This window comes from Methylobrevis albus, assembly GCF_015904235.1.
In the GTDB taxonomy this organism is placed as follows: domain Bacteria; phylum Pseudomonadota; class Alphaproteobacteria; order Rhizobiales; family Pleomorphomonadaceae; genus Methylobrevis_A; species Methylobrevis_A albus.
On the sequence record NZ_JADZLT010000040.1, the window covers coordinates 410765 to 425919 of the forward strand.

A 15155-nucleotide genomic window follows, 5' to 3' on the forward strand; every position below is an offset into this window, starting at 1 on the left:
TCTACGTTGTCGCAATTCTGCATCAGCCCGACTGAACGATCGTCCGACATCGCCGATTTGATCTGGCGCAACGGACCGGCGCCGACGCGGCGCGAAGCTCTCCCGGTCGCAACACCGATCGGGAGACAGAATCGTGTTCAGGACTTCGAAGACCGCCATCCGTGCCACCCTCGCCGCCGCGGTCGCGCTCGCCGGGCCGTCGGTCGCCGCCGCGGCGGATCCGACCGCGCCGGAGGTGATCCCGGCAGGCGAGATGGCTTTGCCGGAGGCGGTGAGCCCGTGGCAGGTGCGCCTCAGGGCGCTCGGGGTGATCACGCGTGATTCGGGCGCGGTCGACGGCGTTGCCGGGTCGGGCCTGTCGTTCTCCGACACGGTGATCCCGGAACTCGATATCAGCTACTATTTCACGGACAACATCGCGGCCGAACTGATCCTCGGCACCACCTTCGCCAACGTCTACGGCGAGGGCTCGATCGCCGGGCTCGGCCGCGTCGGCAAGACCTGGTTGCTGCCGCCGTCGCTGACGCTGCAATATCACTTCACCGATTTCGGTGCCTTCAAGCCCTATATCGGCGCGGGCGTGAACTACACGATGTTCTATTCGCAGTCCGGCGCCGCGGCGACGTCGCTCGACGTCAAGAACAGCTTCGGCGTGGTGCTGCAGGCCGGCTTCGACTACATGCTCGACGAGCACTGGGGCCTCAACGTCGACGTCAAGAAGGTGCTGCTGCGTCCGGATTTCGACGTCACGGTCGGCGGAGCGCCTCTCTCCGGCTCGGCGGAGCTCGATCCCTGGCTGATCGGCACGGGCATCACCTATCGCTTCTGAGCGGGCGGCGCTATCATCGCCCTGCCACCGGCCGGCGCGTCAGTGCGGGGCGGTGCCCAGGTGAATTTCAGGGCCGGGACGGCGGTCACGCCGCGCCGGCCTTCCTTTTTGCGGGACTGGCGGCAGAGCCGTCGCCGCCCGGGAACCCGAGGACAGATGACGACCCAAGGTGCCGAGGACAAGGCTCAGTTCGCACCCGTACCGCCGGTTGCCGCCGGCCTGCGCGGACGCTGCCCGCGGTGCGGCGGCGGGCATCTCTTCAAGGGCTTCATCGACGTCGCGCCGCGCTGCTCGGCCTGTGGCCTCGATTTCGATTTCGCCGATGCCGGCGATGGTCCGGCCGTCTTCATCATCCTGCTGGTGGGCTTTGCCGTCGTCGGCGGCGCGCTGGTGACGGAGGTTTCCTACCAGCCGCCGATCTGGGTGCACGTGTTGCTCTGGCTGCCGCTGACGCTCGGCCTCAGCCTCGGCATGCTGCGGCCGCTGAAGGGCCTGATGATCGGCCTGCAATATCGCAACAAGGCCGAGCAGGGCCGGCTCGTCAGCCCGCCGACCGATGAGGCGGGGCAGCCGTGACCGAGCGCAACGACGACGCCTGGGACGGCGCCGCGCCGCGGCGCGCCTCGCCGATCCTGCTCGGCGTGCTGGTGCTGGCGGCGCTCGCCGTGCTGCTGTCGCTCGGCACCTGGCAGCTGCAGCGGCTCGCCGAGAAGGAGGCGCTGATCGCGCGCGTCGCCGAGCGGATCAACGCCGCCCCGGAGGCGCTGCCGGCGCGGGCCGACTGGCCGGCGCTGCAGGCCGATCAGATCGAGTTTCGCCGCGTCGAATTCGAGGCGACGTTCCGCCATGATGACGAGGTGCACGTCTTCATCACGCTCGGGGCGCCGAAGGGCCCGATCGGCGGTCAGGGCTATTTCGTCGTGACGCCGGCGGACCTCGCCGACGGCACCGTGGTCTTCGTCAACCGCGGCTTCGTGCCGCTCGCCGCGAAGGACCCGGCGACGCGGGCCGGCGGGCAGGTCGAGGGGCCGCAGCAGATCACCGGCCTGATCCGCCCGCCCGAACCCGGCACCTGGGTGACGCCGGCCGCCGATGTGACCCGCAACGTCTGGTTCTCGCGCGACCCCGCGGCGATGGCGGCCGCGCGCGCTATTCCGGCCGACCGGGTGGCCCCGTTCACGGTCGACCAGGAGCGGGCCGCTCTTCCCGGCGGCCTGCCGCAGGGTGGCGAGACGCTGGTGAGCTTCCCCAACAGCCACCTGCAATATGCCGTCACATGGTACGGGCTGGCGGCGGCGCTGGTCGCGGTCTACGCGTCCTTCCTCTTCAACGGGCGTCGCCGCCGCGGCTGATCCGGCCGATGTACGGCTGCGGGGCAGGGTGGCGCCCGCCGCTGCCGGCGATCGATCCGTCCGCACGATGTCCGGCTTCCGCTTTCGCCGATGACAGGATAATCAGCGCCTATGCCGCCCGCCGGCGCGTGCTGACCGCCTGAAAGGATGCCCGATGCGGCTTTCCGACTGCCACAATTTCCATGACTTCCGGCGCCTGGCGCAGCGGCGCCTGCCGAGCCCGATCTTCAACTACATCGACGGCGGCGCGGACGACGAGACCACGCTGCGGCGGAACACCGACGCCTTCGCGGCCTGCGATCTCGTGCCGAGCGTGCTGCGCGGCGTCTCCGACGTCGATCTCTCGGTGACGGTGATGGGGCAGAAGCTCGCGCTGCCGGTCTATCTCTCGCCGACGGCGCTGCAGCGGCTGTTTCATCACGAGGGCGAGCGCGCCACCGCGGCGGCCGCCGAGGCCTATGGCACCATGTTCGGCGTCTCGTCGCTCGGCACGGTGTCGATGGCGGAACTCGCGCGGAAACACGCCAATCCGCAGGTCTACCAGTTCTATTTCCACAAGGACCGCGGCCTCAACCGCTCGATGATGCAGTCGGCCAAGGACGCCGGCATCAAGGTGATGATGCTCACCGTCGACAGCATCACCGGCGGCAACCGCGAGCGCGACCTGCGGACCGGCTTCTCGATCCCGTTCCGGCTGACGCTCGGCGGCATGTTCCAGTTCGCGATCAAGCCGATGTGGGGCCTCAATTATGTCACCCACGAGAAGTTCAGCCTGCCGCAGCTCGACGCCCACATCGACATGAAGGGCGATTCGCTGACCATCGGTCGCTACTTCACCGAGATGCTAGATCCGTCGATGACCTGGGACGACGTCGCCGCGATGGTGGCGGAGTGGGGCGGCGAGTTCTGCCTCAAGGGCGTGATGAGCGTCGAAGATGCGCGGCGGGCGGCGGCGATCGGCTGCACCGGAATCGTGCTGTCGAATCACGGCGGCCGGCAGCTCGACGGCTCGCGTACCGGCTTCGACCAGCTCGACGAGATCGTGCAGGCGGTCGGCGATCGGCTCGACGTGCTGATGGACGGCGGCGTGCAGCGCGGCAGCCATGTGCTGAAGGCGCTGTCGCTGGGCGCCAAGGCCGTGGGGCTCGGGCGCTACTACCTGTTTCCGCTGGCGGCGGCCGGCCGGGCCGGCGTCGAGCGGGCGCTCGGCCAGATGCAGGCCGAGATCCTGCGCGACATGCGCCTGATGGGGGCGAAAAACGTCGGCGAGCTGTCGCGGGACAATCTGCGCTTCCGGACCTGACCGCAGCGCCGGGTTCGTGCATCCGTCGCTGCGGAAACGCCGCTCGCGGCGGGGAACACCTGGTGGCCGCTGTGGGACTCGAACCCACATGGGCAAAGCCCGAGGCATTTTAAGTGCCTTCCGTCTACCGATTCCGGCAAGCGGCCCTGATGGCGTGCCGACCCGGAGGCCGGGCGCGGCACAACCATGGCGTAGCGGGCGGCGCGGCGGCAGGTCAAGGCCGCAAAACGAGCCTTCGATCCGTCGGCGTCGGCTGGCGGGACGGTTCGCCGGTCAACATGACGAAAAAATAACTAAACATCTGGTTTCGACTTTTGTACCAAGAGGTTGCATCAGCCGGCAGATCAGGGTTCCCTCACCTCGATCCGATGTCGGCCCGCGTCGCTGCCGCGGCGGGGCCAGCCGACCCGGCGCCCGGAAACCGGGCGCAGCGACCGCGTCGCCGGAGGCGCGGGACAGCAGGCGAAACGCCGGGAGCCGGGCAGCGCTTTGAATTCAGTTTCAGCGGATGTCATGCTCGTCCGGATCATCACGACCCGAGTCAACCGGGCGGCATGAGCAGGGAGGAAGACCAGTGACCCTTCGAATCGCGCTTTTCGCGCTGGCGCTCGCGGCCCCGACGGTGGCCGGCGCCCAGGTGGTGAACGACTTTCCGACCGAGGCGCGGGCCGACTACGTGTTCGGCTGCATGAAATCGAACGGCGAGACGCAGGAGGTGCTGTCGCGCTGCTCGTGCTCGATCGACGTGATCGCCACCATCATTCCCTACCGCCGCTACGAAGAAGCCTCGACCTTCATCAGCATGGGCCTCGTGACCGGCGAGAAGGGCGTGCTGTTCCGCACCTCCGAGGAATCGCGCGCCGCGATCGGCGACCTGCGCCGCGCCCAGGCGGAGGCCGAGATCCGCTGCTTCTGAGGCCGGCTGTTCCGAACGACGTCCCGACCAACGAAAACGGCCCGCGGCTCTTCCGAGCCACGGGCCGTTTTCGTTGGTCGGGGATGGCTCAGCCTTCGCTGGAGGCCCGCGGCCATTCCGCCGTGAAGACGTTGCCGTCGGTGTCGGAGGCGCTGACCGAAACGGTCTCGGCACCGTTCGGCACATAGGCGAAGCGGAAGTTCGGATCCTCGGAGATCGAGATGCCGCCTTCCATCTTCAGGATCATGTCGCTGCCCTGACTGATCGTCACTTCGTCGATGAAGTGCGCCGGGATGTAGTTCAGCGTCACCTGATCCTTCTGCAGCCCGGAATTGTTCGGGTGGCGGATCATCAGCTGCGCCTCTTCCGGCCCGCTCGTCGCCTCGGCGGGTGCGAAGCTGCGGAAACGCATCTTGCCCATTTCGGCGCGGGCCAGCGCCTGATCCTTGCCGGCCGGGGCCGAGCAGCCGCCGGCCGCCTTCACATAGCGGGCGACGACATAGAGCGATCCGTCGCTCGCCTCGGCCACCGCGTGGACGTGGCTGTAGGCGTTGATGCGGACGCGCGTCTCGATGTGGCTGACGCCGGCGGCCTCGCCGAGGGTGAAGACGGCGGCGACCGGGGCGGGATTTTCGTCGATCACCAGCGTGATGCGCGCAATGCGGCGCGTGTCGCCGGGCGGCAGGGTGAAGTCGAGCGTGATCGGCACGATCGCGGCGTCTTCCGCGCGATAGGGCGCGCCGATATCCAGGATGCCGGTGCCGTCGAGCAGCGGGCGATCCCCGAACACGTCGCTCTTCAGTGCGGTCCAGCTTTCGGTTTCGGGCGGCATCGCGGTCTTCGCCGCGTCGGTCGCCGACGCGATGGCCGGGACGGCGAGATAAAGGCCGAGTGCGCCGGCCCCGGCCATCAGGCTACGCCGGGTCGGGGAGAGCGGGGACGGCCGGTCGATCCTCTTCATGGCTTCCTCCAAAGCGTCAGTGTCTTATTTTAGGCGATGCTAACACACCGGCCATCCCGAATCATCGGTGATTTTTCCCCGATCTGCGGGGACTCATTCCCACTCGAGTTCGGCGTAGGCGGCGGTGGCATTGCGGACGTTGAAGTCGTCGAACAACTCCCAGCGGCCCGATTCGGCTCGTCCCGCCGTCGTCACCGCGCGCGAGAGCGGGATACCGTCGGCGATCGCCGCGCGCAGGTCGGCCGCGAGGGTCTCGAAATAGCGCCGTTCCGCGCCGAAGGCGCCGTCGGCGGGCACGGCGGCGGGGCCATGACCCGGTACAATCTGTCGCAGGTCGCGGCGCTCGAGTTCGTCCAGCACCCGCAGCCAGCCGAGCAGCGATCCGTCGACCGACGGAAGGTGTTGAACGAAAAGGAGATCTCCCGCAAATAGCGTCCTGGTTCGCGCGTCGAGCACGGTGAGGTCGTTATCGGTGTGCGCGACCGGCCAGGCCTCCAGAACAAGCTGCCTGCCGCCTAGATCGAGCGTCACTTTATCCTCGACGGTAAGGGTCGGCGGGATGATCTCGACTTCGGCGATGCGGGCAGCCCCGAGCGCCTCGCTGTTGGCGCCGAGGTAGAAGTCGCCGCGCGCGGCGAGCGCCGCGCCGAGATTGCGATGTCCGACGACTTCGGCACCGACGTCCCGGAATGCTGCATTGCCGAAGACGTGGTCCGGATGCATGTGGGTATTGATGACGTAGCGGACGGGCAGGGCGGTATGCGCGCGTACCGCGGCGAGCAGGCGGCGACCCATCTCGGTGCTGCCGCCGGTGTCGATCACCGCGACCGCCTCGTCGCCGATGATGAAGCCGATGTTGCTGATGTCGCCGCCGTTTTCGGCGTTCATCTGGGCGTGGACACCCGTATGGACGAAGATCCCCTCGGCGACTTCGACGACCGGCAACGGCGCCGGCGCGCCGGTGGCGGCGCGCACCGCCGGGGCCGGAAGGGCGGCCGCCACGAACGCGAGCGCGACCCCGGCGGCTGCTGCGATGCAGCGCCTCGCGCGGCAAATTCGTTGCTGCGACGCAGCAGGATGTTCGTCCACGAAGTACATTCTCCCGATTGATCGATAGGCCTGGCCTATCATGGGCAGCGCGCGGGACGCGCCGCCGGCGCCACCGGGCATTTAAGCGCTTTCGCCGGGCAGGCAAAAGTACCCGTCCGTTCCCGCCGGTTCCCGGCCGATTAGGGCAGAAGTTCTTACTTAATCGCTTTAACCCCGTGCTCCGCTTCGAACTTGCGGCCCATGGGAAAGATGATTACAGTCCTGTTAGTCGCCGATTTCGGGAAGCCGGCCGTTTGAGGGAATGGCCGGTTTCGTTCGAAGGTCGCAAAATGAGCCTCCCGACGCACCTCTGCGCGTCCTCTGGTGCTCTGATGACCGTGACACGCGGTCGGTGACGATCCCTGTCGAAAATCGATTTAACACGGGTCCGGTAGCCCGTGGGCGGGCGGTTGTTCGATAGCAACACTTAAGAAGTGTGGTCTAGGGAGAACACATATGAAAAGAGCAATCCAATTCGCGTCCATGACGGCTGCGGTCGCCCTGATGGCGTTTCCTGCGGCGGCGAACGAGGAGCTGATCCAGCTCCAGCAGGACGCGAAGCAGTGGACCCAGCAGGCCGGCAACTACGCCAACACCCGTTACTCCGAGCTCAGCCAGATCAACAAGGACAACGTCGGTTCCTTGCAGGTCGCCTGGACGTTCTCGACCGGCGTGCTCCGCGGCCATGAAGGCGGCCCGCTGATCATCGGCGACGTGATGTACGTGCACACGCCGTTCCCGAACATCGTCTACGCGCTCGACCTGAACGACAACGGCTCCATCATCTGGAAGTACGAGCCGAAGCAGGATCCGAACGTCATCCCCGTGATGTGCTGTGACACGGTCAACCGTGGCGTGGCCTACGGCGACGGCAAGATCATTCTGCATCAGGCCGACACGACCGTCGTGGCGCTCGACGCCAAGACCGGCGAAGTCGCCTGGTCGGTGAAGAACGGCGATCCGAGCATCGGCGAGACCGGCACCGCCGCTCCCGTGGTGTTCAAGGACAAGGTCCTGATCGGTATCTCGGGCGGCGAGTTCGGCGTCCGTGGTTCGATCACCGCCTACAACCTCGCCGACGGCACGCAGGCCTGGCGCGGCTGGTCGATGGGCCCGGACAGCGACACGCTGATCAATCCGGAGACGACCACCCACCTCGGCAAGCCGGTTGGCGCCGACTCCGGCACCAACACCTGGGAAGGCGATCAGTGGAAGATCGGCGGCGGCACCACCTGGGGCTGGTTCTCGTTCGATCCCGAGCTGAACCTCGTATACTACGGCACGGGTAACCCCTCGACCTGGAACCCGTCGCAGCGCCCGGGTGACAACCGCTGGTCGATGACCATCTTCGCTCGCGACGCCGACACCGGCGAGGCGAAGTGGCTCTACCAGATGACCCCGCACGACGAGTGGGACTTCGACGGCGTCAACGAGATGATCCTCACGGATCAGGAAATCGACGGCACCGCTCGCAAGCTGCTCACGCACTTCGATCGTAACGGCTTCGGCTACACGCTCGACCGTGAGACGGGTGAACTCCTCGTCGCCGAGAAGTACGACCCGGTCGTGAACTGGGCCACGGAAGTGGTGATGGACCCGAACAGCGACCAGTACGGCCGCCCGCAGGTCGTCTCGCAGTACTCGACCGCCCAGAACGGCGAAGACGTGAACACCACCGGCATCTGCCCGGCGGCGCTCGGCACCAAGGATCAGCAGCCTGCGGCCTACTCGCCGAAGACCGAGCTGTTCTATGTCCCGACGAACCACGTCTGCATGGACTACGAGCCGTTCCGCGTGTCCTACACCGCGGGTCAGCCCTACGTCGGTGCGACGCTCTCGATGTACCCGGCGCCGAACAGCCATGGCGGCATGGGCAACTTCATCGCCTGGGACGGCAAGAAGGGCGAGATCAAGTGGTCGCTGCCCGAGCAGTTCTCGGTGTGGTCGGGCGCTCTCGCCACCGCTGGTGACGTCGTGTTCTACGGCACGCTCGAAGGCTTCCTGAAGGCTGTCGACGCCGAAACGGGCAAGGAACTGTACAAGTTCAAGACCCCGTCGGGCATCATCGGTAACGTCACGACCTACGAGCACAGCGGCAAGCAGTACATCGCTATCCTGTCGGGTATCGGTGGCTGGGCCGGCATCGGCCTCGCAGCTGGCCTCACCGATCCGAACGCCGGTCTCGGCGCGGTCGGTGGCTACGCCAGCCTGTCGAAGTACACGGCGCTCGGTGGTCAGCTGACCGTCTTCTCGCTGCCGAACTAAGTTCGACGCGGACTGAATGAATGTCGGAGGCCCGGTCGTTCCCTGGAACGTACTGGGCCTCCGATATTTGGCGTTTGAAGAATGCTTGCGCCGCGAGACAGAATCCGCGTGGCCCGTCTTTAGTCCTGTCTAAAGATTAAGGTTGCGCTGTCTTGTCTTATTGATCGCCCCCCCTAAAATGTACTCCATAGGTGCGCCCGATCAGGGGCACCAACAAAGAAGCAGGCCGATCAAACCGACGTGACGAATCCGTTTCCGTTCACGAGATACGCCAACGGCCAGACTTACTCGCTCGATGCGAAAATCGAAGAACTGGAGAGGATTGATGCTCTGGAGAAGCTTGACTCTGGCGACTGCCGTCGTCGTCTGCGCCGGTACGGTCGCACTCGCCGATAGCACCGCCGTCAGCGAAGACGCCGGCAAGTGGTTCGATGCGGACGACGTTCCGACCTACAAGTTCGCCGAAGATGGTACGGCCGACTGGTTCACGTGGCGCGGTTACAAGAAGTACACCGCCAACTGCTTCCAGTGCCACGGCCCGGACGGGCTCGGCAGCTCGTTCGCGCCCAACCTCGCGGACTCGCTGAAGCGGATCGATTACTACAAGTTCACGGAAATCGTCTCGAGCGGCCAGCAGAACGTCTGGCATCCCGAGAACAGCATCATGCCGGCCTGGGGCACGGACAAGAACGTGATGTGTTTCCTCGACTCGATCTACGTCTACCTGCGGGGCCGCTCCGACGGCGCGATCGATCGCGGCGAGCCGAAGCGGCCGGCGATCAACACGGCGGCGCGCGACGAAGAGAACGCCTGCCTCGCCGAATGACCTGCCGTCGCCCCGGCCCCGTGCGGTTCTGCCGCAGGGGCCGGGGCGCCTGGCCGCCGGCGGGATCCAATCGGTCTGGATCACCGGTAGCCACTTGGATGCGCGGTGATCCGCGGCCGGCGATGGCAAGCATCGCGCCGCGATGAGATTGCCGAGTCGGACCGCCGGCGACCACGTCGCGCCGGTGCCACATGGTGGCCGCGGCGCGGCTTCGGGACCGATCCGAAACGACGTCGATAAACTGCCTTCCGCCGGCCCCAATGGTCCGCCATCCAGTGGACGGGGATCTGGCGGATGAGAAAAAGCCAAGAGGAAACGAGACCATGGCGCGCATTTCGACGCTTCGCGGGGCGGCCCTTGCCGCGGTCGTCCTGCTGGGTGCGGCCCAGACGTCCGGCGCATGGGCGCAGGACGGAGCCACGCCGGTCGTTCCCGGAGCCCCGGCGGGCGAGCCGGAGACCGTGTTCGGCGAGGCCATCGAGCTGATCGACCCGAACGTGCTGCGCGTCTGCGCCGACCCGCGCAACCTGCCGTTCTCCAACCAGGAGGGCGAAGGCTTCGAGAACAAGATCGCCGACCTCGTCGCCGAGAAGCTCGGCAAGTCGGTGTCCTATACCTGGTTCCCGATGGCGACCGGTTTCGTGCGCAAGACGCTCGGCGAGCACCGCTGCGACGTGATCATCGGCTACGCCCAGGGCGACGAGCTCGTCCAGAACACCAATGCCTACTACCGCACGGCCTACACGCTGGTGTTCAAGCCCGGCAACGGCCTCGACGGCATCGATTCGCTGGCCGATCCGCGGCTCAAGGAAAAGACGATCGGCATCGTCGCGGGCACGCCGCCGGCGAGCAACATGGCTCAGAACGGCCTGATGGGCCGGGCGCGGCCGTACCAGCTGATGGTCGACACCCGCATCGATTCACCCGCCGCCCGCATGGTGCAGGACGTGCGCGACGGCACCATCGACGTCGCCGTCCTGTGGGGCCCGATCGCCGGCTACTACGCGACGAAGACCGAGCCGAAGCTGACGGTCGTGCCGCTGGTGAAGGAGAACGGCGGCCCCCGCATGGCCTACCGCATCACCATGGGCGTTCGGCCGTCGGACCAGAACTGGAAGCGCGAGCTGAACCGGCTGCTGACCCGCAGCCAGGCCGAGATCAACGCGATCCTGCTCGACTACGGCGTGCCGCTGCTCGACGAGCGCGACCAGCCGATCACCCAGTGAGCCGCGGGTCGCGCGCGGGCGTGGGCGTCGCCCCGCGCCGCCACACCCGGTCGAGGCCGGGCAGAATGCTGATGGCCGCCGCGGGCGCAAGCCTGCTGGCGGCCGTTCTCGTCTGCGCCGCACCGGCTGCCGCCGGCGATGTGCCCGAGCCGGCCGACTACCGCAAGGACGACTACCGTGCCCCGGTGCCGGCCACGCTCGCCGGCGCCGCGGTCGTCGATACGGCCGGGGCCAAGCGGCTGTGGGAGGAGGGCGCCGTCTTCATCGACGTGCTGCCGATGCCGCCGAAGCCGAAGCTGCCGCCCGGCACCTATTACCGCGAGAAGCCCCGCCTCGACATTCCGGGCAGCATCTGGCTGCCGGACGTCGGCTACGGCCGGCTCAATGCGGAGATGGAAGGCTACTTTCGCACGGAACTCGTCAAGGCGACCGGCGCCGACAAGGCCCGGCCGGTGGTTTTCTACTGTCTCGCCGACTGCTGGATGAGCTGGAACGCCGCGAAGCGCGCGGTCGAATGGGGCCATACCGCCGTCACCTGGTTTCCCGAGGGCACCGACGGCTGGACCTTCGAGGATCTCCCCGTCGAGAAGCGCACCGCCGTGCCGCGGCCGGGCGAAACGCAGGACTAGGCGTTCCCCGGACTCCCGTCTTTCCAATCAGCTCCAGTCCGCCTCACGTCGTCGCGAAGAAGCGCACCTGCTTGCTGAAGCGCGGGTGCCGCAGGCCGAACAAGTGGTGGAGGATCGAGTCGACGTCCTCCGGGTAGAACGGCTTGCGCATGAAGGCGCGGGCGCCGACGCGCTCGGCGGCGCGATCGAGCGCATCGGTGTATTCCGTCGACATCAGGATGACGTCGGCGGAGGCCGCGTCGGTCGCCAGCCGTTCGGCGAGCTCGACGCCGGTCATGCCGGGCATGTTGAAATCGGCGAAGATGATGCGGAAGCCCTGCTTGCGGATCCGGTCGAGGGCGGCCGCGCCGCTTTCGGCTTCGACGATATCGAGATTGAAGATGCTGCGCCCGAGCACCTTGGTGACGATCCGGCGCACGGTGGCGGAATCGTCGACGACGAGGATCGGGCAGGGCGCACGAATGGCGTCGAAGGTCGTGAGAATGCGCCGGACGTCGGCCTTGGTGAACGGCTTGGTCAGGAAATCATAGGCGCCGAAGGATTTCAGCAGGGTCTCGGAATGGTCGCTGAGCGCGTTCGACATCGAGATCGCGAAAGTTTCCGCTTTCTGCAGATGCAAGGCGCCCATCACCGCGATGCCGTCGATCTGCGGCATGTTGATATCGAGAAAGGCGAGGTCATAGGCCTCGCTGGCGAGGCCGCGCACGGCTTCGCGTCCATCCGAGACCGACGTCACCGAAAGGGTGCGGCCATCGCCGGCTTCCTGCAGGGCAATCTCGATGAATTTGCGAACCGTCGCCGAGTCGTCGGCGATCATGATCTTCACCGGTGCCGGCGAGCCGAGTGTCAGATCCATCGTGGTCAAAGATCCGTTAGAGGTATGACGAATCTTTGACGGATAACCGATAAAGGAAGTCTGAAGGGGAACTGGCGGCTGCTCGTCACGTCTCGCCGACGATTCGTCGGCCTTGCGGACATTCGACGGCAGCGGATCCATCGCGGGCTCTCGCCAGCGCGCACGTTGCATCCGACCATCAGCCGGCGCTCAGGCGATCGTCTCCGGAAAGCGGCGGATCAGGTCCTCGCGCAACGTCTCGATGAACGCGGTGTCGCGCGCGTCCTGGGGGCGGTCGATCGCGACATCGCCGATCATGCGGCCGGGCCGCGGCGCGAGCAGCACGAGGCGGTCGGCGAGCTGGATCGCCTCGCGGATGTTGTGCGTCACCAGCACGGTGGTCGGCCGGTCCGCCTGCCAGACATCGAGGATCAGCGCGCGCATGCGCTGGGCGGTGGTCTCGTCGAGCGAGGCGGAGGGCTCGTCGAGCAGCAGGATTTCGGGCCGGATCGCCAGCGCGCGGGCGATCGAGACGCGCCGGGCGAGGCCGAGCGACAGTTCGCCGGGAAAGCGGCGGCCCATGTCCGAGATGCCGAGCCGGCCGTAGATCGCGGTGAGGTCGACGGCGTCCGGATCGTCCAGCACCAGCCGGACGTTCTGGTCGACGCTGCGCCAGGGCAGCAGGCGCGGTTCCTGGAAGACATAGCCGATGCGGGTTTCCGGCCCGACGCTGACGCTGCCGTCATAGTCGTGGTCGAGACCGCCAAGAATGCGCAGCGTCGTCGTCTTGCCACAGCCCGACGGGCCGATCAGCGCCGTCAGGCTGCCGGCGGCGATGGAAAGGTCCAGCCCGCGCACGGCCTCGACCTCGCCGCCGTTGGCGCCGTGGAAGACCTTGCGATCGATGCGGACCTCAACGGGTCTGGATGCGCCAGCGGTTTGCACGGGACTCGATCGGTTGCAGGATGAAGATCTCGATGCTGAGCATCACGAGGATGAAGGAGAGGGCGTAGGCGAGGATGCTCGCGACGTCGAACAGCTGGAAATAGAGATTGAGCTGGAAGCCGATGCCGTTCGAGCGGCCGAGCAGCTCGACGACCAGCACGATCTTCCAGACCAGCGACAGGCCGGAGCGGGCGGCGGCGGCGATGTAGGGCTGCAACTGCGGTAGCACGACCTCGAACAACCGCTTGCGCCAGTTGAGCTTGAAGGCCCGCGCCATCTGGTCGAGATCGGGATCAAGCGCGCGGGCGCCCTCGCGGATCGTCACGATGACGTTGGGCAGCTTGTTGAGCGCCACCGCGCAGATCGCGGCGGTCTCGTTGAGCCCGAACCAGACGTAGGCGAGGATGATGACGACGAGGGCGGGGATGTTGAGCAGCAGCACCAGCCAGACGTCGAGCGCGCTATTGACGACGCGGCTGCGGCCCATGGCGAGGCCGATCGCCGAGCCGATCAGCATCGCCGCGGTGAAGGCGGCAATGACGCGGCCGAGCGTAGCCGTGAGGTGAAACACGAGATCGCCGGAGACGATCGCGGTGATCATCAGGTCGAACACGCGCCAGGGCGTCGGCAGCAGCCGGCTGTCGGCGATCAGCGCCGCGACGGCCCAGACGACGAAGACGGATGCGGTCGACGCCAGCGCGCCGATGAGGCGTCCCTTGCCGCCGCGGCGGCGGCGTCCGGCATCGGCTGCGACGGCCATGCTCAGGTCCCGGCGCGACGGTTGCGTCGTCCGGTGCGCGGGCGTATGGCTGCGGCGCAGCGGTCCATCGGGAGGATCCTCCAGCTTGTCCGGCACTCTGCGGTGCCGCTCAGGTCCCGACGGGCGGGTGTTGCCACGATAGGCGCCGACGATAGCCGCGTCAGGTGAACAAACGTTAAGGTTCCGGGCCGGGCGACGGGCCTGGAGCCGAAATCGCCGCCGTTCCGCCCGTTTCGGCAACCGGGCACCCTGCCGTGCGGCGTCGCGTCGCCGCACTAGTTCCCGGACCGAGGAGCCGCCTGCATGGCCGCGTTCGACGACGATGATTTTCTCGCGTTCCTGATCGAGACCGCGCTCGCCGCGGGCCGCGAGATCATGGCCGTCTATGAGGCCGGCGAGATCGCCGTCGCACACAAGGCCGACGCGTCGCCGGTGACGCTGGCCGACGAGCGGGCCGAGGCCGTCATTCTCGCGGCGCTCGCGGCCTATGCGCCCGGCGTGCCGGTCGTCGCAGAGGAAGAGGTCGCGGCGGGCCGGGTGCCGGAAACGGCGGAGCGGTTCTTTCTCGTCGATCCGCTCGACGGCACGCGCGAGTTCATCGGCCGCAACGGCGAGTTCACCGTCAACATCGCACTGATCGAGGCCGGCACGCCGGTGGCGGGCGTCGTCTACGCCCCGGCGCTCGGCAGCGTGTTCGCCGGCATCGCCCGCGGCGACAGCCGCCGGGCGGTGCGCGCCAGCGTCACCGGCGGCACGGCCGGGGCGCTCGAGCCGATCGCGGTGCGCGCCTGCGGCGAGGGCGTCGTCGCCGTCGGCAGCCGGTCGCACGACACGGCGGAGACGCGGACCTATCTCGCGCGCTATCCGGTGTCCGACTATCGCGCCGCCGGCTCGTCGCTGAAGTTCTGTCTCGTCGCGGGCGGAGAGGCGGATCTCTACCCGCGCTTCGGGCGCACGATGGAATGGGACACCGCGGCCGGCGACGCCGTGCTGCGCGCCGCAGGGGGCAAGGTGGTGACCGTCGACGGCGCGCCGCTCGCCTATGGCAAGCGCAACCAGCGCGGCGACTGCGACTTCGCCAACCCCGCCTTCATCGCCGCCGGGCCGCTCGCCCTCGTCACTCACGACGACACGGTGAGTTGAGCGACGATTTGCTTTGAACTTGCCGGGGCCGACCAGATATAGGGGGCCGAGTTTTCGAGCGCCCGGTGCGGGCGGC

Annotated in this window: 15 protein-coding genes and 1 tRNA gene; 10 read left to right on the forward strand and 6 right to left on the reverse strand. The window is 67.4% G+C overall.

Going from position 1 to position 15155, the window contains the following annotated elements; all coding sequences use genetic code 11:
* Positions 1-133: 133 nt before the first annotated feature.
* From I5731_RS03985 to I5731_RS04000, 4 genes are all read left to right on the forward strand, one after another.
* Positions 134-829, forward strand: coding sequence for an OmpW/AlkL family protein (locus I5731_RS03985; protein WP_328838110.1), 696 nt, complete (start codon positions 134-136; stop codon positions 827-829).
* A gap of 156 nt (positions 830-985) precedes the next feature.
* Positions 986-1405, forward strand: coding sequence for a DUF983 domain-containing protein (locus tag I5731_RS03990; RefSeq protein WP_197310058.1), 420 nt, complete (start codon positions 986-988; stop codon positions 1403-1405).
* On the forward strand, positions 1402-2181 hold the full coding sequence (locus tag I5731_RS03995) for an SURF1 family protein (RefSeq protein WP_328838112.1): 780 nt from the start codon (positions 1402-1404) through the stop codon (positions 2179-2181). The genes I5731_RS03990 and I5731_RS03995 overlap by 4 nt, the downstream gene beginning before the upstream one ends.
* A gap of 154 nt (positions 2182-2335) precedes the next feature.
* Positions 2336-3484: an alpha-hydroxy acid oxidase gene (locus I5731_RS04000; RefSeq protein ID WP_197310059.1), complete on the forward strand. Its 1149-nt coding sequence runs from the start codon at positions 2336-2338 to the stop codon at positions 3482-3484.
* Positions 3485-3544: 60 nt separating this feature from the next.
* On the opposite strand, the gene I5731_RS04005 is transcribed toward I5731_RS04000, so the two are convergent.
* A tRNA-Leu gene (locus I5731_RS04005) sits at positions 3545-3630 on the reverse strand.
* Positions 3631-3992: 362 nt separating this feature from the next.
* On the opposite strand from I5731_RS04005, the gene I5731_RS04010 reads away from it, so the two are divergent.
* Positions 3993-4400, forward strand: a complete 408-nt coding sequence (locus tag I5731_RS04010; RefSeq protein WP_407941812.1) for a hypothetical protein — start codon at positions 3993-3995, stop codon at positions 4398-4400.
* A gap of 88 nt (positions 4401-4488) precedes the next feature.
* On the opposite strand, the gene I5731_RS04015 is transcribed toward I5731_RS04010, so the two are convergent.
* Together I5731_RS04015 and I5731_RS04020 are read right to left on the reverse strand one after the other, a co-directional pair.
* Positions 4489-5310 (reverse strand): quinoprotein dehydrogenase-associated SoxYZ-like carrier, encoded by an 822-nt coding sequence (locus I5731_RS04015; RefSeq protein WP_197310166.1) that lies wholly within the window; start codon positions 5308-5310, stop codon positions 4489-4491.
* Positions 5311-5454: 144 nt separating this feature from the next.
* Complete coding sequence (locus I5731_RS04020) at positions 5455-6459, reverse strand: quinoprotein relay system zinc metallohydrolase 2 (RefSeq protein ID WP_197310061.1); 1005 nt, start codon at positions 6457-6459, stop codon at positions 5455-5457.
* 447 nt (positions 6460-6906) lie between these two features.
* On the opposite strand from I5731_RS04020, the gene xoxF5 reads away from it, so the two are divergent.
* The 4 genes from xoxF5 (at position 6907) to I5731_RS04040 (ending at position 11396) form a co-directional block, all read left to right on the forward strand.
* Positions 6907-8715, forward strand: a complete 1809-nt coding sequence (gene xoxF5, locus I5731_RS04025) for a lanthanide-dependent methanol dehydrogenase XoxF5 (protein ID WP_197310062.1) — start codon at positions 6907-6909, stop codon at positions 8713-8715.
* Positions 8716-9055: 340 nt separating this feature from the next.
* The gene (locus I5731_RS04030) at positions 9056-9541 is read left to right on the forward strand and encodes a c-type cytochrome, methanol metabolism-related (protein WP_235981505.1); all 486 of its coding nucleotides are present in this window, start codon (positions 9056-9058) and stop codon (positions 9539-9541) included.
* A 323-nt stretch (positions 9542-9864) separates the two neighbouring features.
* The gene (locus I5731_RS04035; protein WP_197310064.1) at positions 9865-10767 is read left to right on the forward strand and encodes a substrate-binding domain-containing protein; all 903 of its coding nucleotides are present in this window, start codon (positions 9865-9867) and stop codon (positions 10765-10767) included.
* A gap of 65 nt (positions 10768-10832) precedes the next feature.
* Entirely contained in the window at positions 10833-11396 is a 564-nt protein-coding gene (locus I5731_RS04040; protein WP_197310065.1) for a PQQ-dependent catabolism-associated CXXCW motif protein, read from the forward strand.
* A 43-nt stretch (positions 11397-11439) separates the two neighbouring features.
* Here I5731_RS04040 and I5731_RS04045 read toward each other — a convergent pair whose 3' ends face one another.
* The 3 genes from I5731_RS04045 to I5731_RS04055 all read right to left on the reverse strand — a co-directional run bounded on the left by I5731_RS04045 (position 11440) and on the right by I5731_RS04055 (position 13936).
* The gene (locus tag I5731_RS04045; protein WP_197310066.1) at positions 11440-12252 is read right to left on the reverse strand and encodes a response regulator; all 813 of its coding nucleotides are present in this window, start codon (positions 12250-12252) and stop codon (positions 11440-11442) included.
* Positions 12253-12441: 189 nt separating this feature from the next.
* Positions 12442-13176 carry an ABC transporter ATP-binding protein gene (locus I5731_RS04050; RefSeq protein ID WP_197310067.1) on the reverse strand — a complete coding sequence of 245 codons (735 nt, stop codon included), beginning with the start codon at positions 13174-13176 and terminating at the stop codon, positions 12442-12444.
* Positions 13145-13936 carry an ABC transporter permease gene (locus tag I5731_RS04055; protein WP_197310068.1) on the reverse strand — a complete coding sequence of 264 codons (792 nt, stop codon included), beginning with the start codon at positions 13934-13936 and terminating at the stop codon, positions 13145-13147. Before I5731_RS04055 ends, I5731_RS04050 begins: the two co-directional genes overlap by 32 nt.
* A gap of 303 nt (positions 13937-14239) precedes the next feature.
* Between I5731_RS04055 and cysQ the strand changes: the two genes are divergently transcribed.
* Positions 14240-15079: a 3'(2'),5'-bisphosphate nucleotidase CysQ gene (gene cysQ, locus I5731_RS04060; RefSeq protein ID WP_197310069.1), complete on the forward strand. Its 840-nt coding sequence runs from the start codon at positions 14240-14242 to the stop codon at positions 15077-15079.
* The last annotated feature ends 76 nt before the right edge of the window (positions 15080-15155 follow it).